19 protein-coding genes are annotated in these 23,436 nt (G+C 48.7%); 5 read left to right on the top strand and 14 right to left on the bottom strand.

Features of this window, described 5'->3' with window-relative positions:
* Positions 1-514: 514 nt before the first annotated feature.
* Positions 515-2,581: a peptidoglycan D,D-transpeptidase FtsI family protein gene (locus FD07_RS09450; RefSeq protein WP_020090038.1), complete on the bottom strand. Its 2,067-nt coding sequence runs from the start codon at positions 2,579-2,581 to the stop codon at positions 515-517.
* 165 nt (positions 2,582-2,746) lie between these two features.
* Here FD07_RS09450 and FD07_RS09445 point away from each other — a divergent pair, with 165 nt between their 5' ends.
* Positions 2,747-5,377, top strand: a complete 2,631-nt coding sequence (locus tag FD07_RS09445; protein WP_020090039.1) for a YfhO family protein — start codon at positions 2,747-2,749, stop codon at positions 5,375-5,377.
* A 300-nt stretch (positions 5,378-5,677) separates the two neighbouring features.
* On the opposite strand, the gene FD07_RS09440 is transcribed toward FD07_RS09445, so the two are convergent.
* The 9 genes from FD07_RS09440 to FD07_RS09400 all read right to left on the bottom strand — a co-directional run bounded on the left by FD07_RS09440 (position 5,678) and on the right by FD07_RS09400 (position 14,820).
* On the bottom strand, positions 5,678-5,992 hold the full coding sequence (locus FD07_RS09440) for a HesB/YadR/YfhF family protein (protein ID WP_020090040.1): 315 nt from the start codon (positions 5,990-5,992) through the stop codon (positions 5,678-5,680).
* A gap of 189 nt (positions 5,993-6,181) precedes the next feature.
* Positions 6,182-6,658, bottom strand: coding sequence for a transcription elongation factor GreA (gene greA, locus FD07_RS09435; RefSeq protein WP_020090041.1), 477 nt, complete (start codon positions 6,656-6,658; stop codon positions 6,182-6,184).
* A gap of 107 nt (positions 6,659-6,765) precedes the next feature.
* Positions 6,766-7,449 (bottom strand): uridine kinase, encoded by a 684-nt coding sequence (gene udk, locus FD07_RS09430; protein ID WP_033388956.1) that lies wholly within the window; start codon positions 7,447-7,449, stop codon positions 6,766-6,768.
* Between the two features lie 3 nt (positions 7,450-7,452).
* Positions 7,453-8,586 carry an endolytic transglycosylase MltG gene (mltG, locus tag FD07_RS09425; RefSeq protein WP_020090043.1) on the bottom strand — a complete coding sequence of 378 codons (1,134 nt, stop codon included), beginning with the start codon at positions 8,584-8,586 and terminating at the stop codon, positions 7,453-7,455.
* A gap of 615 nt (positions 8,587-9,201) precedes the next feature.
* Complete coding sequence (gene pheT, locus FD07_RS09420) at positions 9,202-11,610, bottom strand: phenylalanine--tRNA ligase subunit beta (protein ID WP_020090044.1); 2,409 nt, start codon at positions 11,608-11,610, stop codon at positions 9,202-9,204.
* 9 nt (positions 11,611-11,619) lie between these two features.
* On the bottom strand, positions 11,620-12,666 hold the full coding sequence (gene pheS, locus FD07_RS09415; RefSeq protein WP_020090045.1) for a phenylalanine--tRNA ligase subunit alpha: 1,047 nt from the start codon (positions 12,664-12,666) through the stop codon (positions 11,620-11,622).
* Positions 12,667-13,019: 353 nt separating this feature from the next.
* Positions 13,020-13,391, bottom strand: coding sequence for a winged helix-turn-helix transcriptional regulator (locus FD07_RS09410; protein ID WP_020090046.1), 372 nt, complete (start codon positions 13,389-13,391; stop codon positions 13,020-13,022).
* A 32-nt stretch (positions 13,392-13,423) separates the two neighbouring features.
* On the bottom strand, positions 13,424-13,921 hold the full coding sequence (locus tag FD07_RS09405; RefSeq protein ID WP_020090047.1) for an HD domain-containing protein: 498 nt from the start codon (positions 13,919-13,921) through the stop codon (positions 13,424-13,426).
* Positions 13,922-14,049: 128 nt separating this feature from the next.
* Positions 14,050-14,820, bottom strand: coding sequence for a TrmH family RNA methyltransferase (locus FD07_RS09400; RefSeq protein ID WP_020090048.1), 771 nt, complete (start codon positions 14,818-14,820; stop codon positions 14,050-14,052).
* 242 nt (positions 14,821-15,062) lie between these two features.
* Between FD07_RS09400 and FD07_RS09395 the strand changes: the two genes are divergently transcribed.
* A complete protein-coding gene (locus tag FD07_RS09395) occupies positions 15,063-15,338 on the top strand; it encodes an acylphosphatase (protein WP_020090049.1) in 276 nt (91 codons plus the stop codon).
* A 111-nt stretch (positions 15,339-15,449) separates the two neighbouring features.
* On the top strand, positions 15,450-16,385 hold the full coding sequence (yidC, locus tag FD07_RS09390; RefSeq protein ID WP_020090050.1) for a membrane protein insertase YidC: 936 nt from the start codon (positions 15,450-15,452) through the stop codon (positions 16,383-16,385).
* 428 nt (positions 16,386-16,813) lie between these two features.
* Here the strand turns inward: yidC and FD07_RS09385 are convergent, their stop codons facing one another.
* The 3 genes from FD07_RS09385 to FD07_RS09375 all read right to left on the bottom strand — a co-directional run bounded on the left by FD07_RS09385 (position 16,814) and on the right by FD07_RS09375 (position 19,717).
* Complete coding sequence (locus FD07_RS09385) at positions 16,814-17,218, bottom strand: YxeA family protein (protein ID WP_020090051.1); 405 nt, start codon at positions 17,216-17,218, stop codon at positions 16,814-16,816.
* 148 nt (positions 17,219-17,366) lie between these two features.
* Positions 17,367-19,034 carry a HAMP domain-containing sensor histidine kinase gene (locus FD07_RS09380; RefSeq protein ID WP_020090052.1) on the bottom strand — a complete coding sequence of 556 codons (1,668 nt, stop codon included), beginning with the start codon at positions 19,032-19,034 and terminating at the stop codon, positions 17,367-17,369.
* Positions 19,031-19,717, bottom strand: coding sequence for a response regulator transcription factor (locus tag FD07_RS09375; RefSeq protein ID WP_020090053.1), 687 nt, complete (start codon positions 19,715-19,717; stop codon positions 19,031-19,033). Before FD07_RS09375 ends, FD07_RS09380 begins: the two co-directional genes overlap by 4 nt.
* 417 nt (positions 19,718-20,134) lie before the next feature.
* Here FD07_RS09375 and adhP point away from each other — a divergent pair, with 417 nt between their 5' ends.
* Positions 20,135-21,151: an alcohol dehydrogenase AdhP gene (gene adhP / locus FD07_RS09370; protein WP_020090054.1), complete on the top strand. Its 1,017-nt coding sequence runs from the start codon at positions 20,135-20,137 to the stop codon at positions 21,149-21,151.
* 463 nt (positions 21,152-21,614) lie between these two features.
* Here adhP and FD07_RS09365 read toward each other — a convergent pair whose 3' ends face one another.
* Positions 21,615-22,616 (bottom strand): NADP-dependent oxidoreductase, encoded by a 1,002-nt coding sequence (locus FD07_RS09365; protein ID WP_020090055.1) that lies wholly within the window; start codon positions 22,614-22,616, stop codon positions 21,615-21,617.
* Positions 22,617-22,807: 191 nt separating this feature from the next.
* On the opposite strand from FD07_RS09365, the gene FD07_RS09360 reads away from it, so the two are divergent.
* Complete coding sequence (locus FD07_RS09360; protein ID WP_020090056.1) at positions 22,808-23,350, top strand: TetR/AcrR family transcriptional regulator; 543 nt, start codon at positions 22,808-22,810, stop codon at positions 23,348-23,350.
* The last annotated feature ends 86 nt before the right edge of the window (positions 23,351-23,436 follow it).

The raw sequence follows: 23,436 nt of genomic DNA, 5'->3' as shown, positions 1-23,436 counted from the left end.
ATAATTACAGGCATGAGCCTTAACTCGTAATATATTACCATTATTTCGGGACAATTACCAGCCATAATTCCAAATATGTTAAGGAAAAATACTTAACAGCTAAATTACCTAGAGTTGCAATCGATTCGGTGACCGATGATTGCTCCACTGTGTCGAGCTTGTCCCTGATACAAGAACATTATACACCATTACTTTCACTGGCCTAAAGACTCTTGCCAATTCGTCAAAAATAATCAGACTGATCACATCCTGAATTAGGTATTTCGCCTCAATAATAATTAGGAAAGTACAGGTACGTAAGCCAGCGAGATTAGTCGCCTGGTTCACACGATCTCGCTATGTCTTGTGAGTTAATAACTAGCCTAGGTCGGAGAAGGCCAAAATATATAACCGGTTCCCACAGCAGGTAAAATTCCGGCAACCGCAGGCGACTGCTTAACAACACGCCTCTAAATGACGCAAAAACGGTGTGAACCCCCGACGAATCAGATCGTTCACACCGCTTTAAACTAACTTACTCATTAATTGTGGAAGTTGATTGAACCGTCTTCCAGTAGGCTGCATAAATCTTCTTAGCCAACGTCATGTTGTTACTTTCGGCGTTGACACCCAAGTTAGGCATGGCCAAGGCCACTACCACTTGAGGATGCGTTGACGGTGCGAAAGACGCCAGACTCAGGGTAACCGTTTCGTTCCCCTTGTAGTACGTTTGCGCCGTCCCCGTCTTAGCCGAGATCTTCGGCGTGATGGAAGACATTGCCCCACCGGTCTTGTAGGTGTTGCTCCCGTGAACCACGTCGTAGAGCCCTTCCTTGACCAACCGCTTCTGTGCAGCGGTCATATCAATGGTGTTTAAGATCTTAGGTTCAACGGTCGATTTAACCGCCCCTAATTTCCCAGTTGAGGTCGTGCCACGAATGGACTGAACCACGTGTGGTGCGATTCGCGTGCCACCATTGGCAATCGTCGACATGTATTGGGCCACTTGCATGACCGTGTAGGCATCGTAGTTCCCGAAGGACAAGTCCAACGCGTTCCCAATGTGGGCAAACGAACTCGACCCTTCCAATCCGGAACTTTCACCAGGCAGATCAATCCCGGTCTTAACTCCTAGACCAAACTGCTTAAAGTATCCCCGTTCGATATCGAACGCCTTGGTACTCATGGTCAAGGCAGCACCGGAAGAGTAGTTAAATCCGGCTTCCTTCATAGCCAATTGCATCATGTAGGAGTTAGAGGAGACTTCCAGCGCCCCAGCGGCATTAACGGCGATGTTAGAACCGCCCCCGTGGTTAAACCAGGAAGACTTCTTGACCCCACCAACGGTGATTGGCATATCGGTCAGGGTACTGTTGGTTGGCGTGATGACTCCCTTCATTAGGGCACCAGAGACCATGGCTCCCTTAACAACGGACCCCATGACAATATCACTGTTAATCGTTCCCAGCGCATTGTCGGTGGTCTTACCCGTTGAGGGATCCCGGTCAACACCGGCCATTCCGATAACCCCACCAGTATTCGGGTTCATCACAACGGCATAGGTCCCGGTCGAGTTACCCCCGGCACCGGCTTCAGCCGACTTGACTAAGGATTGGAGTTGACTCTGGAACTTGGAGTTGATGGTCAATTGGAGGTTGTCCCCCTTCTGCCCACCATACTTCTTAACTTCCTTGGTCACCGTGTTATTCCCAGCCACTTCGACCTGCTTCTCAGCCTTAGTCCCCCGCAGAACGGATTCGTACTCCTGTTCCAGGTAGGATTGACCCACACTATCATTTCGAGAGTAACCCTGAGCCAGCAGCTCATTGACTCTGTCACTTGGTAGCCCGGTCTTTTCAGACGAGACGGTCCCGATGATCGAATTCATCGACTTCCCGTTGGGGTAGTTCCGTGACCAACTCGTCCCGACCTGAACACCAGGCATATCGGACAAATGTTCACCAATTTCGGCAATTTCTCGACTAGAGACACCGGAATCCTTGATATAGGTCGTTGACAAGGCATAGGCCCCACTCATCTTCGCAAAGATGGCGGCAGCATTCTTTTGGGTCTCAGTTAATTTAAAGGATGAATCGTTCTCTAAATAATTTAAGGCCTTGTTGTAGAGTGCCGTTGCCGACAATCCCTTGGTCCCGGAAAGCTTGCTCTCGACTGCCTTTAACCGCTTTTGATCGGTCAAATAGTAGTCGATCGACTGCCGGGGCGTCAAAGAACTGGTTGAAACGGTCAGATAATTTCCCAACTTATTGGCGATGTCATACATGCTCGTCGACAGCACGTTGACCCCCTTGGTGTAGGAAATCGCTTGATGGGCCTTGTTTCCCACCAAGACTTTACCGGTGGAATCGTAAACCATCCCCCGTTGCACGTTCGTCGTCTCGATGGTGGTATCGGTCGAATTGACCTCCGCCTTAAATTTCGACCCGTACATCACTTGCAAATACGCCAATTGACCGATCAGCGCTGCAAATAACAGGGCAACGATAATGAATAGGAAGTTTAACCGAAACGGGATCTGTGACCGCTGAGGGCCGTCAGACCGCTGATTTCGGTTGCTAACTCGATTATAAAAATTCTTCACAACAGCTCTGCTCCTTATTGTACAGCTACTATTTTACCAAACTTCGCTGGAGACAACTATCCCGCTACCGAAATTTAATGTTTCTATGCTATTCTAGAGAGCGAAAAGCAAAATGTACAGGCTCCAAGGTAACTTTTACAATTTCTAAAGATTGAGGTGGCTTACTTGCAAGTTCGAAACCGGCGCTGGCGCCTCTCACCACGCCAATTTACCCTACTCGGGGCTTTTTTAGCTCCCTTTATTCTCATGACGGCCTATTTTATCTACCGTCAAATGGCTCCATTCGGGTCGAGTAGCCTGTTAACGGTCGATTTAGGGCAACAATATATCGACTTCTTTGCTTACATGCGACGCGCGTTACTCCACGATCCCAGCAGCATCTTCTACTCCTTCGCCAACGGCCTGGGTGGTGAAATGCTGGGGACTTGGGCCTACTACCTGCTGAGCCCTCTGAACTGGATTCTCCTCCTGTGTCCAGGAGCTTCTCTGACCACCGGGGTCTTCTTCCTAACCGTGATCAAATACGGTCTGGCAGGATTGGCCTTCGCCTGGGTTCTGCTCAAGACGACGCAACAATCTGGCTTAAAGGCAATTACCTTTGCCACGGCTTACGCGCTGATGGGCTGGTCCGTTGCTAATCAACTGAACATCATGTGGTTGGACGCAGCTTACCTGCTACCGCTAGTCTTCTACGGGCTGTACGTGCTGATGCATACGGGCAAGTGGCGGACCTACGTCATTTGGCTGGCGATTAGCTTAATTGTGAACTACTATATGGCCTACATGATCTGTCTCTTTATGATTCTGACGTTCATTTACCTGGCCGTCGACCGCTACACAAACTTCCGTGGCTTCCTAGCACAGGCTGGTCGCTTCGCTTGGACTTCGATCACTGCCGGACTACTCTCGGCAGTCGTCTTGCTACCGACCTGGTGGTCCCTTACCCAGAGCAAGGCGCAGTACACGGTCACGACGTTTAAGTGGAAATTTGAATTCTTCCCACCCAAGATGCTTGCGAAGTTCTTCCTGGGGGCCTTCAATTTTGATCAGATGCCCGATGGCACGGCAAACCTGTTCATTGGGGCAATTGCACTGCTCGGCGCACTCTTCTACTTTGGTGACCGTAAGATTGCCCTGCGCACCCGCATTACGGCTGGCATCATCACGGCCTTTCTGGCACTATCGCTGTGCCTCCAACCCCTAGATTTGCTCTGGCACGCCGGCCAATTTCCCGTCTGGTATCCGTACCGCTTCTCCTTTATCGTTAGCTTCTGGCTGATTTGGTTAGCGGCGCAGACACTGACCGATGACTTTGAACCCGGCTGGCTGTCTATTGCCCTAGTTACAATCATCGTGGTCGCCGGTGCGGCCTACGTGGCGCTCAATTTGAAGTCATTTAAATTCCTACAAATGAATCAGGTCCTATTGGGTATGTTCTTCGTGGTCATGGCGCTCATACTGACGACACTACCCATCAAGCATCACTGGATCTATCCCTTCCTTTTCTTCGTCATCGGCGTCACCGAAATTTCGGCCAACGCCTTTACCTCGCTCAACAATATTAGTTACGTCTCACAAGGTGAATACGGCAACTATACCAATGAGCTTCAGCGATTAGTCAATAAGGTTCAGAAGAAGGACACTAGTGCCTACCGGATTGGCAAAACCTTCATGCGGACCAAGGGGGATGCCTTCCAGACTGGTTTCAACGGCGGTGGCGTCTTCTCCTCGGTTCTGCCTAAGGCGGTTCCAACCTTCTATGGCAACACGGGGAGCCCGGACGGTGACGGCTTTGTCGCTTACACCAACGGTACCCTGGTTACCGATTCCCTGCTGAACATGAAATACTACTTCCAGCAAAAGGAACTGTCTGGTGCACTCAGCGGCTCTAGCATGCTGCCTGCGATGTCTAACAAGGCCGACCTGGCCGATTACACCAAGATTGGTGCCGACCACTGGGCAACGACTTACAAGAACCCCTACGCGCTCCCATTAGGCTACGCGGCAAGCCCGCAAATCCTGTCACTCAAGAATAAGACAGCCGATCCCGCACAGTACCAGGCTAATTGGCTGGCAGCGTTGACTGGCAATTCCGCGGACAGTAAGCTGTATGCTGCCCAGAATTTCGATCAGGTAACGTTTGCCAATATTAACCAACAAACGAAGATCACCGGTGCGGTTCTTCAGAAGAAAAATCTGTTAAAGCCCGGCAGCATCACGTTGACCATGAAGCCGACGACCAACGATCCCTACTACCTAACATTCGGCTCCACCGTTAATCCGGACAACGCGACCTTCGTCCTGAATGGTAAGACACTGAATCAGTACAAGACTTACCGCAACACAATTTTAGTGAGCGTGGCAGATCACGCCAAGGGCAAGACCATCAAGTTGACGATCACCTTGAAGAAGGGCTCGCTGTGGTTGGAAAACTTCACGCTTTACAGCCTGAACACCAACGTCTTCAAGTCGGCGGTCGCGCAGTTGAAGTCCCAGCCTTGGCGTCTGACTAAACACTCCAGCCGCTACTTCAGCGGTCAAATGACGACCACTAAGGCGGGGGAAGTCTTGAACACGTCTATTCCATACTCACAGGGCTGGCACGCTACCGTCAATGGTAAGGCTGCTAAGACCTACAAGACGATTGACATGTTCACCGCGGTAAAGTTGCCTAAAGGTAAAAGCACTGTCACCCTGACCTACTGGCCGCCGTTGTTGAACCTGGGGCTGCTGATCAGTGGACTGACGCTAATCGTCCTAACTGGCGGCTGGTGGTTGAGTCACCGACGACACTAAAAACTAAGATTTGACTCCAAACGACCAAAGTCCATTTGCTACTAAAAAACCTATTTTGAATAAAGAGATGCGCGATCCTGCCAGTTAAATTGGTGGGACCGCGCATCTCTTTGCATTGATCTTGATTTCGAAGGTTGTTTACTGTGGCTCAAATACTACCGGAGTCCCCAGAGAAACACAAGCAAAACCAGTTCCCTGACAGAAATCCGATATAATTTTACTTATACAAAAGGCCCTGAGACGGGTCCCAGAGCCAAAGTTACCTTGAATTTTGCAATGCTAGTATTCGACAACTAACGTCTAGTCTTCCTTGTCCAGCTCGCCATTATCCGTATAGATATATGTCGGCCCATCCGTCTTGGAATCGTAGTCGACCGTTAAGTCATAGCCGACGAAGAACCACTGATCTCCCTCGGTTATGTAGTAGGTCACGTTGTCTTTGGTCTCTGCCACGATTGGATCGCGGGGGTGATCATCCGGGGTCATCCCCAGTGAAAATCCTTCATGCACCGGGGTCTTGCCATAAACTTTCCCGAAGAAACGGATACCGCGTCCGGTCATTCCCATTTCCTCTCGAAACCATTTGCTTGCTGCATCAGTAACCGTAATTTTCATTATCCAAGACTCCTCTTAGGCAGACTGTGAATCCGTTTTCATTCTCCCCTTCTTTATAACACGGGAAGGCGACTCTTGGCAAGTTTCTTACACAAAGGTCCATATTTTACAAATCCCGTGATATCAATAACCTTCTGAATTAACTAAAAAAAGAACCAACCCCGTCGGATTAGTTCTTCAAAATACAATTTATTCCACGTCCAAAACCTTAACGGACATGTCGCCACCTGGCGTCTCAAACGTGATTTCTTCGCCCTTGCGGTGACCTAACAGGCCCTTGGCAATTGGAGAATCATTCGAAATTTTACCGGACATTGGGTCGGCTTCAGCAGCCCCCACGATGGTGTATTCTTCGGGTTCTTCATCAGGCAATTCCTTGAAGGTAACCTTCTTACCAACCGTGATTTCATCCTTGTCGGTCCCACCGTTGTCGATGATCTGAGCGTATTGCAGCATCCGTTCAACGGTACTGATCCGCGTTTCCAACATACTTTGTTCGTCCTTAGCTGATTCGTATTCTGAATTTTCAGATAAGTCACCGTAAGAACGGGCAATCTTGATCCGGTCAATAACCTTAGGCCGTTGAACCATCTTTAAGTCTTCGAGTTCTGTCTCGAGCTTTTCCTTACCTTCTTCAGTCATTGGATACATTTTATCTTGTGCCACACTGGCCACCCCTTAATTGGTATATTTTTAAATATTGACGCACACGCCAACCTGAATTTTTTGTTTGTAGAAAAGGTTAGCCGATTTACCAGCTAACCCGTCCTATTCTATATGGTTGTATCTGGATTGTCAAAAACTTCTTCATTGCCACTAGCTTCGAGGATCGCCCGAATCTTGGTGACTAACAGGTCGATAGCGACTTGGTTCTCGCCACCTTCTGGCACGATCAAGTCCGCGTAACGCTTGGTTGGTTCCACGAATTGATGGTACGTTGGCTTAACTGTTGCGAGATATTGTTGAATGATGGATTCCAAGGACCGGCCCCGTTCATTCATGTCCCGTTCGATCCGCCGAATAATGCGGATATCATCGTCCGTATCAACGAAGACCTTGATGTCCATCAGGTCCCGTAGCCGTTCGTCATCCAGAATTAAGATACCTTCCAGAATGATCACGTCACGAGGTTCCTGGTGAATTGTCTTGCTACTTCGCGTTGAAATTGTGTAATCATAAACTGGTTTTTCAATCGGCTTACGGTCCAACAGCTGTTTGAGTTGTGAGATCAACAGGTCCGTATCGAAGGCTAATGGGTGATCGTAGTTGACCGCTGCCCGTTCCTCCATCGTCATTTCAGACTGATCGTTGTAGTACGAATCCTGCTGTAAAATCATGATTGAATGCCCAATCAATTGATTAAAAATTGCCCGACTAACCGTTGTCTTACCACTACCGGAACCCCCGGTAACCCCAATAATAATCGGTCGCTTTTTGTCTGCCAACACTGTCGCCATCCTTTACTTATTATCACTTGCTAATGAACTGGTCTTTGCTTGATGCTCTGCGTAAGTCTGGGAGAAGTAAACTTTCCCGGTCTTGGTATTTGCAATGAAGTAGTAGTACCCCTTCTTCTGGTCCTTCGGGTGCAGTACCGCATTGATTGAGGAAACACTTGGATTGTCAAATGGCCCTGGGCCGTAACCCGTGTGCACGTACAGGTTATACGGTGACTTGACCTTCAAATCCTTGTAGGTCAACGTCTTCTTGTTGGTCTTCAAGGCATATTGCACGGAAATATCAGACTGTAAGGCCATTCCCGCGTCGATTCGATTCAGGAATACGCCGGAAATCTTATTCCGGTCGGCCTGTGAGACCCCTTCACGTTCAATCAGAGATGCTAACGTCATGACCTCTTGGACACTCCGCTTTTGCTTCTTGATCGTCGCATAGCTGCCTTGCAAGTTCTGATTGGACTTAGCCACCATCTGAGTAACGATGTCCTTCAACGTCATCTTCTTACCAGCTTGATACGTGGCAGGGGCCAAATATCCTTCTAACCGATAACGAACGTGCTTCGCGGACTTTGCAGAGTCCAACAATTGTGGATATTTCTTCGCCAACTGATCAAAGAACGCTTCGTCCTTCATCAATTTCAGAAATTCCACCTTGGTGAAGTCGGTCTGAATAGGAATCTCTGCGGCCAATTGATCGACGTTTTCGCCTTCGCGAACTAACAGCTTACCAGCCGTACTCTGGATAGGTTCAGCTGAACCACCCTTCTGCAACTGCTTGGCAATCTGATTGAGCGTCATGGACGGTTTTAACTGGTAATACCCCGCCTGAAAATTCGTGAACTTATTCGATTTCACGTAGTAGTTGAAGACCATCCCACTCTTAACGACCTTCTTGTCCTGCAAGATCTGTCCAATCTTGTTAGAAGTCGCCCCGAGGGGAACGTGAACTTGTACCACGTTGTTATTCTTCGTATTCATGGGCTTGAGTGCCGTCTGGAAGTAATGATACCCGAAGATCCCGATAATCACTGCCAGCAGGACTAACAAACTCGCCACGCCAACCATAATTCGCCGGCCAAAAGACCGTTTCTTGCCCGAATCCTGTCTTGACGGTGTGGGCGTATTGCCATTATCCAACTTATTTCCTCCGTTCTATGCCATAGTCTTCTTCATTATACAGAAAATCTGAGGCTGTGGGGGCTTGAAAACGCTACTTTGAGAAAAATTTAGGAAAAGAGTGCGGAACAAGGCGGTTAGACTCTGAGCATTAACGTCATTAAGGTCAAAAGCCCGGGCCTGGCTTTTTGGCTTAATGGGGTTAAGCGCAGGGGTCTGCCTTGTGGAGCACGTTTCAGCTATAGAGAATTAAGGCAATCTTCAAACCAATATAAGATTGAGATCTAGCTTCTCTCTTACCTGAGGATAAGTGTAAGAATCTGCCTTCTGGAGCACGTTTCAGCCATAGAAAGTTAGAGCGAGCCCCAAACCAACATAAACTCAAAGTCTAGGTGATATGAGACCTAATGAAGCCAACAAAGTCCCACTTCTCGAAAGGCACTTTGCCCTAAGCACCCCCAGAAGAAGACTAACCACACCAGTATCAAATTCTCAAAACACTAGCTCAAAATCTCCCAGGACAACCTAACACCCTACCAACACTCTCACTAAAATTTCCCCATTCGCCAAAGACGCGTTTGACTTCCTACCCAGGAATCAAGCGCGTCTTTATCACAATTTACTAACAACTATTAATTAACGAATCTGAGCGCCTAAGTCGTCTTCCAAACGCTTAGAAACCTTATCAAAGGCTTGGGTCACAGCGTCATCTACCAAGGTTTCGTGCTTGTCTTGGTAAGTCAGCGTGTAGGCCAAGGACTTCTTGCCCTTCGGTACCTTAACGCCATCGTACACGTCAAACAACTTGACGGATTGCAGGAAGGCTCCACCACGGCGTTCGATCAACGCAACGACTTGGTCATTCGTCACATCATCGTCCACGAGCATGGCAATGTCCCGCGTAATTGCAGGGTAGCGAGAGATCACATCGTATTGGTTTTCTTGCTTAGGCATATCGATGATGGCTTGTAAGTTCAATTCAAAGACATACGTGGCACCAATCTTGAATTGTTTGGCAATCAACGGGTGAATCTGGCCTAAGAAACCAATCCGGTGGCCGTGAACTAAGACATCCGCGGTCCGACCAGGATGCATTTCAGGCATGTCAGCGTTTGGTTCGTAGGTCACGTCACCGTTGACCACCATGTCCTTCAAGTAAGCCGCCACAATTCCCTTCATTTGGAAGAAGTCAACGGGTTGGGCTGGTTGGTTCCAGGCTTCGGGCATCAAGGTACCGGTAATGGCACCGGCAATGTGTTCCTCTTCGCTAGGACGGTCATTTCCATCCTCACGGTAGAAGACCCGGCCTTGTTCGTAAAGGGCCACGTCCTTAACCTTCCGAGCGGAGTTGTAGGCGATGTCGTCTAGCAAACCAGAAACCACGTTCATCCGCAAGACGGCGTGGTCCACGCTCATTGGCCAAGCCAAGTTGGTCGTCTCACTGTCTTGCATCATGAACATCTTCGCCTTTTCTTCCGTCGTTAAGGCGTAAGAAATAGCTTGGTTCAGGCCTAAGCCTTCGAGAGAGTGACGCGTTGCACGCATCAAGCGTTGCTTCATCGTCAACGTCCCCATGGTCATCCGACCAGTTGGTAACGTGGCTGGTAATTGATCGTAACCGTAGATCCGGGCGATTTCTTCCAGCAAATCAGCTGGAATATGAATGTCGTTCCGGCGAACAGCGACTGTTACCGTCAACGTATCGTCGTTAACGGCCACTTCGAAGCCTAAGCTTTCCAGAATGTGGGAAACTTGGTCCATGGTCAATTCCGTTCCGAGAATGGCGTTGACGTGGGTCAGCGTAATATCGATAACGGCAGAATCAGGAATGTTACTGCTTCCGACAACGGAACCCTTTTGGACTTCCCCATCAGCGAGTTCGTTCATCATCTGAGCGGCAGCGTCCAAGGCTTCTTGCACACCCGCTTGGTTAACGCCCCGTTCGAAACGTTGCGAAGCATCCGTGTGTAAATTATGCCGTTGCGCAGCCTTCCGGATGTGGTCGTGTTCGAAGACGGCAGATTCAATTGCCACCGTGGTCGTGCCATCCTGAATGGAAGCGTCCAGACCACCCATGACACCGGCTAAGGCGATTGGGCCCTTTTGATCGGCAATCACGATGTCATTTTCATCGAGGTCGTGGTCATTTTCATCCAAGGTGGTTAACTTTTCACCGGCCTTGGCAGTCCGAACGTAAACATCTTCACCATTGAACTTATCGTAGTCGAAAGCGTGTAAAGGTTGACCGTATTTCAGCATGATGTAGTTCGTGATATCCACCACATTGTTGATTGGCCGCATCCCAGCATTCCACAGACGAATCTGTAGCCACATTGGACTTGGTGCCAACTTCACGTTCTTCACCAGACGCATCCGGTACTGTGGTGATAACGCGTCATCCACGTGAACCGCCAGCTGGTCAGCAATCGCAGTGCCATCTTCCTTAACTTCTGGATGATCCAATTTGACCGGCTTATCGTAAATGGCAGCCAAGTCATGCAGCGTCCCGTAGAGGCTCAACATGTCCCCCCGGTTAGGCGTCACATCGAGATCGATTAAGCTATCGTTCATCCCTAAGTAATCGTATACAGCATCCCCAGGCGTTGCATCTTCTGGTAAGACGTAGATGCCATCCACGTAGTCCTTAGGAACAACGTCTTCAGGGAAGCCAATTTCTTGTAAGGCACAGATCATCCCAGCAGATGGGACACCACGCATCTTAGACTTCTTGATCTTGACGTTATCAGCGATCCGTGACCCTGGCAAAGCCACGATGACGTTTTGACCGGCAGCCACGTTAGGCGCCCCACAAACGATTTGTAAGGGTTCGTCTTCACCAACATCGACTTGGCACACGTGCAAGTGATCGGAATCTGGGTGAGCTTCCAGGGAAAGGACGTGCCCAACCACGATCTTCTTCAGGCCGTCGCTAGGTGTGGTGACACCATCGACTTCCACGGAAGTCCGTTCGATTTTTTCCGCCAGATCAGCGGGTTTAACATTTAAATCTAAATATTCTTTAATCCAATTGTATGAAATCTTCATGGTTGGCGATTATCCTTTCTTTGTGAATTGTGTCAGGAAGCGGACGTCGTTCAAATAGAAGTTCCGGATATCATCGACACCGTACTTCAACATAGCGAACCGGTCGGGACCGACCCCAAAGGCAAATCCGCCGTAAACGTCTGGATCCACGCCAGCCATCTTTAAGACGTTCGGGTGAACCATCCCGGCACCCAGAACTTCGATCCAGCCAGTGTTCTTGCAAACCTTGCAACCCTTACCGCCACAGTTGAAGCAGGTAATGTCGGCTTCAACTGAAGGTTCGGTAAATGGGAAGTAACTTGGGCGTAACCGTACATCGAACTTGTCCCCGAATAATTCGTGGGCCAAGACCTGCAGCGTCCCCTTGAGATCGGCCATGGTGACGTGCTTGTCGATAACCAAACCCTCTACCTGATGAAATTGGTGAGAGTGGGTTGGGTCATCGGTATCGCGCCGGTAAACCACACCTGGGGAGATCATCTTCAATGGACCCTTGCTGAAGTCATGCTTTTCCAACGTCCGGGCTTGCATTGGTGAGGTCTGCGTCCGCATCAAGATTTCCTTCGTGATGTAGAAGGTATCCTGCATGTCACGGGCTGGGTGATTCTTAGGCAAGTTCATCATTTCAAAGTTGTACTTGTCTTCTTCAACTTCCGGACCGCTGAGCACTTGGTAACCCATACCCAAGAAGAGGTCTTCGATTTGATCCACGATTTGTTGGATAACGTGGGGTTCACCCTTGGCAACTGGCGTTCCTGGCAGGGTCACGTCGATCGTTTCCTTGGCTAATTGGGCGTTTAAGACGGCCTTTTCCAATTCTTCTTTCCGTTTAGCAAGGGCGTTGGCTAAGTCGTCACGAATTTCGTTGGCAAATGCCCCAACCTTTGGCCGCTCTTCGGCATCGAGGTCCCGCATTCCGCGTAAGACTTCGGTGATGGGGCCTTTCTTCCCTAATAATTGGACACGCACTTGATTAACGTCTTTTAAATCTGATGATTCTTTAATATCTGCTAAACCGCGTTGCCGCAGTTCGCTGAGCTTATCCTTTAACGACATACGTCATCCTCCATTTTCTCTACTTTTCTACTTCCGGTTGGCTAAATTTTCCACAAAAAAAGGCTCCGTCCCCATAACTAGGGACGAAGCTTCGCGGTACCACCCTGATTCAGCTAGTCTCCTCACGAAAACTAACCACACTCAGAAGTGATAACGGTCACTCACCGGAAAATCATTCATCGTGTTGCCACGACTCCCGATTACAACTCAAGAACTGAATTCACCCAGTAATTTGAAGTTTGCTTCCAGTCTTGGCAAACTCTTCCTGACAAATTGCACCGGCTACTGCTTTTCTATCATCGTTTTTAAATTATTACATGTTATAGACTAGCCGACTTTTTCGATACTGTCAACTACTTCTGGTCTGCCTCAGTTGGGCAATACCACTTGTCCGACCAAGCGTGAACCGCCGCCATGATGTCCTTGAACTCTTCACCCTTCTGCGTCAATTCGTATTCAATCAACGAATTGTCGGGAAAAGTCCGACGAACAATCACACCGTTGTATTCCAATTCCTTGAGTCGTTCGACCAGGACACGGTCGCTACAACGGGGAATCTTGTGTGCTAAATCTTTAAACCGTTGTGGCCCCTCTTGGAGGAGCACATCAATAATCAGCCCGTTCCATTTCTTCCCTAGAAATGAGAAGGTCTGTTCAAACCGCGGACACAGCGCGAAATCTACGCCGCCCTCTTCAGGTTTTGTCTGTGATGACATCATTTGCATAGTGTTACTGACCCCCCATTTCTCAACCGAAACTAGGCGTTAGGCGTAAGCTTTTCAACAAAGGCTTGGACGTGCTTGCGGGTTGGGCCAAAAAATTCATGAACCGCTTCGTAATCATCGACCAAGGAAACAATGGCACTTTCCCGGTATTTAGGTGTTGCCAGGGTTGCGCCCCACATGTGCTTCAAAATAATATCCTTTTCCATATCGCTCAAGTCAGTCAGCTTTTCAGCGTTCCGCAGAGCAACTCGTGGGTGAATAAAAGCGTGCGAGCCTAAGTTGAACTTCGTCGTGCGCCAATCATAATAGAATAAATCATGTAACAACCCACCCCGTGCGGTGGCTCGGGTATTCAAACCAAGTTTCTTTGAAACTAAATAACTGTTATAGGACACTGAAATTGAGTGTTCCAAACGCGTTGAATGGTGGTGCTGGGTGTAATTCGCCAGGCGTTGAACCGGCTCCTGTTCCAACAAGTCAGAAACTAAATCGAGGTACTCAGAGTCATCACGCCAAGTAAGTTTGGTCATAGAATGCTTCCTTTTCATTTAGAATTATGATTTTCAGTCATGCTTAATTACCCTATATCATACTTCCTTTTGGATAAAAAGCAATGAAAATGTTCTGAAAGTGATTGTGATTTACCGTTTCTTAACGTTCAGCCAACCAATCGAAACATCACGATGCCTGCTGCGACGGCCACATTGAGTGACTCAGCTTGGCCTTTAATCGGAATGTAAAGGTTTCGTGTCGTTAACTGTTGCAGGTCAGGCGCCATGCCATTGCCTTCGTTACCCATGACGATTGCTCCGGCTTGCAGGGCATCGATATCCCGATAATCCTTGGCTTGGGGATCTAGGTTGGTTCCGTAGACCGGCAATTGCCGCTGCGTAAAGGCCGTGATCCATTCGTGTAGATCGCCCTCGACCAGCTGAATATGAAACTGGCTTCCCTGCATGGACCGTAGAACTTTAGGTAAAAAGCGACTCGCACTTCCCTGCCCCAAAACAACCCCGGTCAGCCCAGCGGCATCGGCCGTCCGCACCATGGTCCCAATATTGCCAGGATCTTGGACTTGATCTAAGAACAGCCACGTCCCAGTCGCCGTGGCAGGATCAACTGCCGTATCATCCGGCATGGGTGCGGTTGCGAAGATTCCCTGCGGCGTACTGGTGTCGCCCAGCGTCTTGGCAATGCTGTCGGTCAGTTCGAAGACGTCCACGTTAGCTGGGAAGCTCGCTGTGTGCGCGTCTAACTGCTCTGCAGTCCCCATGATGGCCGTGAGTGGCAATTGGGCCTTCAAGGCCTCCTGCACCAAATGCCAGCCTTCCAGAAGGTAAGACTGAGTTGCCTTCCGTCCCTTCTTCGAAGTTAAGGCCCGCCACTGCTTGACCCGTTTATTTTGACCAGACGTGATTTTTTCTTTCATATCAATTTATCCTCACTTTTAATGATTCATTTATTTATTTGCTAAATGTTCTTTATATATAGTAGATTTACGCCAAAAGTTTGTTCATTTTCGTACAAGTCGGTTCTGCCTGACCGTGACTTCAATGCCTTTCGCCACTAGTGTTAGGCAAAACCGCATGGTTAATTCTACCATATCGCTAGGCAGACGCGGCACTTCGCGGTATGATTAATCTAAATTTTCCAGCATAAGGGGGAACTTTTGTGGTCACGCAACATTTTTTAGTCACTGGTCAGGTTCAGGGCGTGGGCTTTCGTTGGTCCGCAGCTCGTTTAGCCCAGCAGTTAGGGATCACCGGCACTGTTCAAAATTTACCAACGGGTCAAGTCGCCATTGTTGCTAGCGGTGATACAGCCCAGTTGGCAGACTTTGCCCGCCAGATAAAGGCCGGGGTAACGCCCTGGGCAATCGTCCACGACCTCAAGGTGACTGCGGCCCGGACGCAACGATTTGCAGAATTCCGGATAATCACTAGATAATCATTTGAAAATCACCTACAAATCAAGTAATATGTTTGATGTTAGCGGCGTTTTCGTCGTTTGGGGGCGTCCGCGCTCTACGTTTTAAATACAAAGGGGTTCAAAATAAAAATGAAAATCTCCAAGAAAGTCACGGTTACCGGTGCACTGGCGGCCATGGCCCTCGTCCTGAGTGGCTGTGTGCAAACCAAGAACGGGAAACCATATGGCTTCGTCTATGACTACCTGGCCGTCCCTGGACAACACGTGATGGACTGGCTCGCACAGCTCTTCGGCAATAGTTATGGTTGGGCAATCATCGGACTAACCGTCATCGTACGAATGGTCCTACTACCAATCATGATCAAGCAGATGCGTAGTGCCACCGTCCAGCAGGAAAAAATTTCGATGGTTCGGCCACAAATGGCTGCCATGCAAAAACGGCAAAAAGAAGCCAAGACACCTGAAGAACAGACCGCTGCCAGCCAAGCCATGATGGCCCTGTACAAAGAAAACGGGATCAGCATGACTGGTGGTATCGGTTGTTTACCACTATTGATTCAGATGCCGATCTTCGCCGCCTTGTACGCCGCTATTCGGTACTCACCAGAATTATCTGGGGCCGTCTTCCTCACGATTCCACTTGGGAAGTCCAGCTGGATTCTGGCCATTCTCGCCTTCCTCTCCTACCTGTTGCAGGGTTACCTGTCCATGTTGGGGATGCCGGAAGACCAGAAGAAGCAGATGCGGATCACCCTGTTGCTCTCACCCGTGATGATTCTGTTCTTCACGATGAGCTCACCAGCCGGATTAGGCCTGTACTTCTTCGTTGGTGGACTGTTCGCCTGTTTCCAAACGCTGATCATCAACTTCTACCGGCCTAAGATTCGGCGGGAGATCAAGGAACAGATGGAAAGCCGTCCTAAGCCAAAGCCAGTTGTTGAACCAGTCGTTGCTAAACCAGCGACTCCTGCTTCGTCAGCAGCCACCAGTCAACCAGCTGCCGCCAAGACGCAAGAAAAGAAAAACCGTAACCGCAATGCCGGAAAGCAGCAACGGCATCATTAATCACAACTGAACGTCAAGTGCCCCTCACCGCTATTGGGTGAGGGGCACTTTTTTGTTGTCTTCGGCCATGGTTTGCCAAGGGCTCTTCCTCACCTCAGAGGACCATCTTCGACTAAAGAACGGGACAGCTCGAGGCCTCACGCTAAAAAGCCGAGAAAGACGGGCTCCCGTTCTAACATAATCAAAGCCATCACCGGACCTCCCACATGACCTTCCGAGCATGGCGCCTGCTGACATAGGTGGCGTCCATCCTTAACAACTTAAGGATGCTGGCCACCAAAATCACGCATTTAACGGTGAAAGTCGCAATAGTTGTATATAGCAAGTCTTCGAATTTCTCTATACAAAAAGCTATTTTTCAACATCAAAGGACCCCATTATGGAATCAATCTACATCCCACAATGGCGTCCTTTTTAATTTCCACAAATTATGACATCATCAAATTCTGTCGTATCCCGCTTGGCACTTCAGCCCGGTCGACAGCTTCCCAGGTCTCCACGTTTTGCCCCTTAGTATTAATTTTAAGGTAACGGTTAGGCTTCAGAACCCACTGTGAATCAAACGTGAGCTTACGCATCTGGCCATGGTTATTGTAGGTAGCCAATTCATAGACGTATTCCTTCTCGCCCCCACCGCCAATGTAATGGCGAATCGGTTTTACCGAGGTACTTGCGTAGACATCTTCTGCCTTGACCGCTGGATTCACGTTGTCAATGGCCATGGCCAACTCCGTCCCGTGGTTCTTGGTTAAATTCGGGGTAATAACGGCAGCAACACCGATTAAAACGATTAACCCCACACAGAACATGCCAAATTTCATTAAAAATTTCATTTTCGTATCCTCCCCATATTGGTTAGCTACTAGAGTAACTAACTAGTTATCATAGAATACCTGATCCCCCTGAACTTGTCAACTCCAAAATCACTGCATGAAAAAAACGACCCAAGACATGCTCGTCCTGAGTCGTTCCCTTTAAATCTTATTTAGAATCCTTAGAATCGCCGTCATTAATGTTATCCGCCACATCATCATGCGGTGAATCTTCCAATAATGCCGACTTGATACCTGGAATTCCCGTATCGTTGGCTTCAGCTTGAGCCCGCTCCTTTTTCTCGTTGAGAATGCGTGCATCCTCGTCCGAAAGAATCGGTAACGAGATTCGGAAGACGGAGCCGTAACCCACGGCACTTTCGATGGTAATTTTTCCGTGGTACGCCTCAATTAGACGTTTGGCAATGGCTAATCCCAGCCCATTGCCCCCCTTGGTCCGCGAACGGGCCTTGTCAACACGGTAGAAGCGGTTAAAGACCCGGTCACGGTTCTCTTGGGAGATTCCCTCACCAAAGTCTTGAACGGCCACCTCGACGTTCCTAGAGTCACTCTCGAAGGTCAGGTGGATTTCTTTCCGCGTCTGGGTATACTTCACGGCGTTATCCAGAAGAATGATTAGGATCTGTTCCAAATGGTTCCGGTAGACTTGTGCCTGAACCGGCCGTTGAACATCATCATCCAAGATAAAGACGAAGTCGGGATGGATCATCTTGAAGTTGTCGTAGACCTGTTGCACCACTTCACTCACGTCGGTGACTTCATTGGTGTAGTTGACTTCGATCTGCTCAGCCCGTTGCAGGTCCAACATTTCTTGAACCAGGCTCTTCATCCGTTTAGTCTCCTGCAAGGAGGCCTTAATGGACTCGTCGAGTACTTCGGGATCATCCTTCCCCCAACGATCCAGCATCTCCATGTGACCCTGAATAATCGCCACTGGCGTCCGTAATTCATGGGAAACATCTTCCACGAACTGCTGCTGTTGATCCATGTACCCCTGAGTGGTATCCAGCATCCCGTTAAAGAGATTTCCCAAGTCACTCAGTTCATCGGTATGCCGAATCTCCGGTACCCGCTTGTCAGTCTGAGGATCGTCTCTGACGGCATGAATCGTCTCACGAATGGCTTCGACGGGCCGCAACAGAAATGATGCCAGGATATAGCTGAGAATGGCCACAGCCAAACCAGCAATCAGCCCCAAGACAATGGCAACTTGGAATAACTTGACCTGCGTTGCCCGGTAATCCTTGAGATTATCCGTAACCTGCACGTAGCCCAGTAAGCTGTCGTTTTCCTTACTGTGGATCGGCATCCGTCCCACCAGATGTTTCCGGTGATTCAGCGTGGTCACCGCAATGTGTTGCTTGTCGACGGCTCTAAATTTTGCAGTCGTATCCCCCGTGGAGAAGAGTGCCTTCCCCTCAGTATCGTAGACCGTAACCGTCTGACTATCGCGGGCCAGCGTGGTGACGACCGCGTTGTTATACGGGGCCCCCTGCTGACTGCCACTGGTCTCATCGGCCAAGACATTACGTGGCCGCAACAGCTGATCGACCTGCTTATCAGTGAGCGCCACCCCTTGATTACTCAGACGTTCGACCACCACGTTCAATGAATCCGCGACGTGGGTCTTTTCCTGGCGCATCAGCACCGTCATAAAACTACTAAAAATTAAGAAAACGATAGCCGCAAAAATAATCAGAACACCAAAAGCCGTGGATAACGTCCATTCCCATTTTAGGGAAAAACGAAACCCCTTCTTTTGCTTAGGTTCTTCCTCTTCTGCGGCATCCCGTTCTTCAATATTTATTGATTTCACGAACGCATCACGTACCCCGTGCCCCGCACCGTCTGAATGTAACTCTTCTGGCCGGCCACATCAATTTTGTTCCGAAGGTACCGCACGTATACATCCACCACGTTGGTTTCGACTTCGGATTCGTAACCCCAAACCTTAGTTAAGAGAACATCGCGGGCCAAGACCACGTTGATGTTTTCCATCAAAGCCAGGAGCAATTCATATTCACGCTTGGTCAGGTTGATGACTTCATCCCCCCGCCGCACGATCCGGTTTTCCTTTTCAATGGTGAGATCCTTGAATTTAACGGTCGTTTGCTTGGTGTTCTTCTGTTCACCTTCCAAATGAATCCGCCGTAACAGGGCCCGCACCCGGGCAAGGAGTTCTTCAATGGCAAATGGCTTAACGATATAGTCGTCAGCACCATGGTCTAACCCTGAGACCCGGTCAATCACGGAGTCCCGAGCCGTCATCATGATGATCGGCGTACTCTTGACTTCACGAACACGACGGGCCACTTCGATTCCGTTAAGTTCTGGCAACATAAGATCCAGTAAAATAACGTCGAAGTCTTGGGACAGCGCTGCTTCCAGCCCCGTACGACCGTTGAACTGCACGTTAGTCTCATAACCTTCGTGCTTCAATTCAAGCTCGACAAAGCGGGCGAGATTTTTTTCATCTTCAATAATTAAAATTCGACTCATTGCGCTTTAACTCCTCTGGCTATTTAAATGCGTCCACTCTCAAACAAATCCATACCGGGAGCGGACGTCCGTTATTCATTTCAACATTTAATTTTATCATAGTTTCTCATAATTGTATGCGAAAACCACCGGTCGCTTCACATTTATCTAATTTTTTACTTATTATTAGCCCGATTTTCAGTCGCTCAGACCACGACAACCGGTTGCATACAATCGTCCAGGTTGGTTGTGAAAACCCTTTAAACTTTTTCTTTCACATTCAGACATTTGCTCAACAATCTAAGAAAGCGAGCGTTAGTAGGCTTGCACAACTAATCACATTTCAATTATTTTGTTTTTGTTCACATTTTCACTTGAAATCATCTTATTTTTTAGTATACTAGGCATTGTAAAAAAAAAGAAAAGGGGTTTTTTGAAATGAAAGCTGCTGTTATTCGCGATTCAGTCGACGGTTACGTTGATATTAAAGATGTTACTTTACGTCCCATCACCCATGGTGAAGCTTTAGTTAAGATGGAATACTGTGGTCTCTGTCACACCGACTTACACGTTGCTGCTGGTGACTTCGGTAAGCAACCTGGCCGGATCATTGGGCATGAAGGTGTCGGTAAAGTTATCCAAGTTGCTGACGACGTTGACAACTTAAAGATCGGTGACCGGGTTTCTATCGCTTGGTTCTTCAAGGGCTGTGGCCATTGTGAATACTGCCTGAGCGGTCGCGAAACACTTTGCCGGAACGTCAAGAACTCTGGTTTCACTGTTGACGGTGCCATGGCTGAAGAATGTATCGTTGATGCTAACTACGCTGTTAAGGTTCCAGAAGGCTTGGACCCAGTTGAAGCAACTTCCCTTACCTGTGCCGGTGTTACCATGTACAAAGCACTTAAGACTGGTGAAACTAAACCAGGCCAATGGGTTGAAGTTGTTGGTGCCGGTGGTTTAGGTAACTTAGCTATTCAATACGCCCACAATGTCTTCGGTGCCCACGTTGTTGCCGTTGATGGTAACCCTGACAAGTTGGCTGCTGCTAAGAAAGACGGTGCAGAAATTTTAATCAACCGTCATGATGGTGATGTTGCTGAACAAATCCAAGAAAAGGTCGGCGGTGTTGACAACGCACAAGTTACTGCCGTTACCAAGGACGCCTTCACTCAATCCGTTAACGCTTTGAAGCCAGATGGCAAGTTAGTTGCCGTTGCTTTACCTCAAGGTGACATGGAATTGAACATTGCCAAGACTGTTCTGGATGGTATCTCAGTTCGTGGTTCCTTAGTTGGTACCCGTCAAGACTTAGCTGAAACCTTCCAATTCGGTGCTGAAGGTAAGGTTCACCCTATCGTTCAAACTCGTCGTCTTGACGAAGTTAACGATATCATCGACGAAATGAAAGCTAACAAGATTGTTGGCCGGATGGTTGTCGACTTCACTAAGTAATTTCTAAAAACTTCAATACTTCCGAAACCCCACTCTGTCGTGAAGAGTGGGGTTTTATTTGACTAAAAACTCTCGCCTGCGGCTGTCAGGGGTTCCGCCTGCTGTGGGGACCGGTCCAAGCCTAAGAAGCGGTCTTGGGCCTCGACTTGAAGCCGTCAAAGTTCGGACGTCTCCAAGCTCGTCCCATGACCTAACCTGACAAAAAAACGTCAGCTAACGTCATCGTCACAGCCGGCTACACCCCTGACCTCCTCCGGCTAAGCTGGTTTTTAACTATTAAACCAATGACATGCAATTGGTTTCTAACTGTGATTACCAATACAGAATAAATTCAGAACCTAGCATACGAATTGTTTTGAACATATTAAATAGCAAAACCGTTAGCTACTAGGCCAACGGTTTTATTTTGTTATCCACTAATTAAGCAATCCATTTTCTAATATATAACCAGTACACCCACCGCTTAGAAACGAATCAATACCTTCCCCTTAGGATGACCCGTGGCAACCAATTCCAGTGCCTGATTAATATCGGCCAACTTGAATTCTGTCGGATCAATGGCTGGGACAATGTTTTCACGTTCCACCAGTTCGGTAATTTTGCGGAGTTGAGCGCCGTCGCTACGGACAAAGATGAACCGGTACTGTGCACCAACGGCCTTTGTCTGCCGATCGAGCCGCGCACCCGCCAGCGAAAACAGCGTCGTCTTCAGCCAGGAAAGATGATGACTCTGCGCGAAGTGACGGTTTGGCCCCATTCTAAGCGAGAGTAATTTACCCCCGGACTTCAGTACTTTAAGTTCGTGGTCCAGTTCCTTAGGGCCAATCGTATCAATCACGTAATCTACCGGAGCGAGTTCTTCCCAGTAATTTTTCTGACGGTAATCAAAGTATTGGTCTACGCCGTTAGCTAGCGCCGCCGCTTTACCTCTGGCGTTACCGCTCACACTGACATTCAACCCCATTTCACGGGCGATAGGAATTGCCATTTGGCCAAACGAGCCGGATCCACCGGGAATCATGACATGGTCACCAGATTGGGCGTGAAGTTCTTCATGTAAGCCTTGATAGGCTGTCAGTCCGGTCAGCGGAACGGCCGCACTGTGCGCAAAGTCTAAGTCCTCAGGCTTCAGGGCAACTGCCTGCTGATCAATCGCAACAAATTCCGCAAATGCCCCAATCTTACCTAAAGGTAGCCGTGAATACACGGCATCCCCCACTTTAAAGTCAGTCACGTTGGCTCCAACTGCCGTTACCACCCCGGAAAGCTCATTGCCCATTGTGACTGGCATCGGGTAGTCTTGAATCAGCTTCACACTACCAGTACCAATCAGTAGCTCCAACGGATTGACGGCGGCGAATTTCACTTGTACCAAGACCTCGTTAGCCGCTGGTGTAGGCACCGGAATATCCTTGACCTCGAGTTTGAAATTTTTATCGTATTTGTTTAATTGGGCAGCTTGCATGGCGGCTGGTCCTCCTCTAGAAGTAATTAGTAATTTTTATCCATTTTGTAACCTCTCCAAGAGTCTACCAGGTCTAGTTACAAAACTCAAATAAAGTAACTCGATTCATTTTATGGTAGAATATATAAAAATCACACTAAAGGAGGCGAACCGCTCGAATCTTCTATTCCACGAAGTTTCGGCAACCTAAAATGACACTAACAACTCACGACAAGATTCTCAGCACAGCTGAACGCTTGATTCAAGAGACCGGCAACGCTGAGGTCACGCTGGCTCAAATCGCCACGGAACTGGGTATGACCCATGCCGCCCTCTACAAACATTTCCAAAATAAACAGTCCCTCTGGGAAGCGGTAGCGGCGGCCTGGTTTCAACGCGAAATCATCGATCAGATTCAGTGTGATCCGTCCGCCACGCCCCAGTCACAGTTGCACGATTGGTTGTGGGCCTTCGTGACGGCTAAGAAAAATGCTTACAATACCAACCCACAAATGTTTGCACTCAATACCCGCTATATCGACAGCAATCCCAAAGCGCTGCGTGACGTCCTAATCCCGGCATACACGATTGTCTCCCACATCATGGGCTACGACGACCCCCACAACGAACGGGCCGAGTCTATCCTAGCCACCTTCGCCATCTTCACCCTCCCGAATTTTAAGGAGACCTGGAACGACCCCGACTACGCGCAACGCTTTGAACGTATTTGGAATTTGATCAAGGCTGGCGTGTAGCCCCTATCCACTAAATAACTACGCTAAAAACGGCCAAGCCCTTAACCCAGACTTGGCCGTTTTGTAAGCACCTAATAACTGACCGT

Origin of the sequence: Levilactobacillus parabrevis ATCC 53295 (assembly GCF_001434055.1) — a bacterium.
Taxonomy (GTDB): Bacteria; Bacillota; Bacilli; order Lactobacillales; family Lactobacillaceae; genus Levilactobacillus; species Levilactobacillus parabrevis.
The sequence above is the reverse complement of the archived record's forward strand: the minus strand, read 5'-3'. Positions and strand labels throughout refer to the sequence as shown.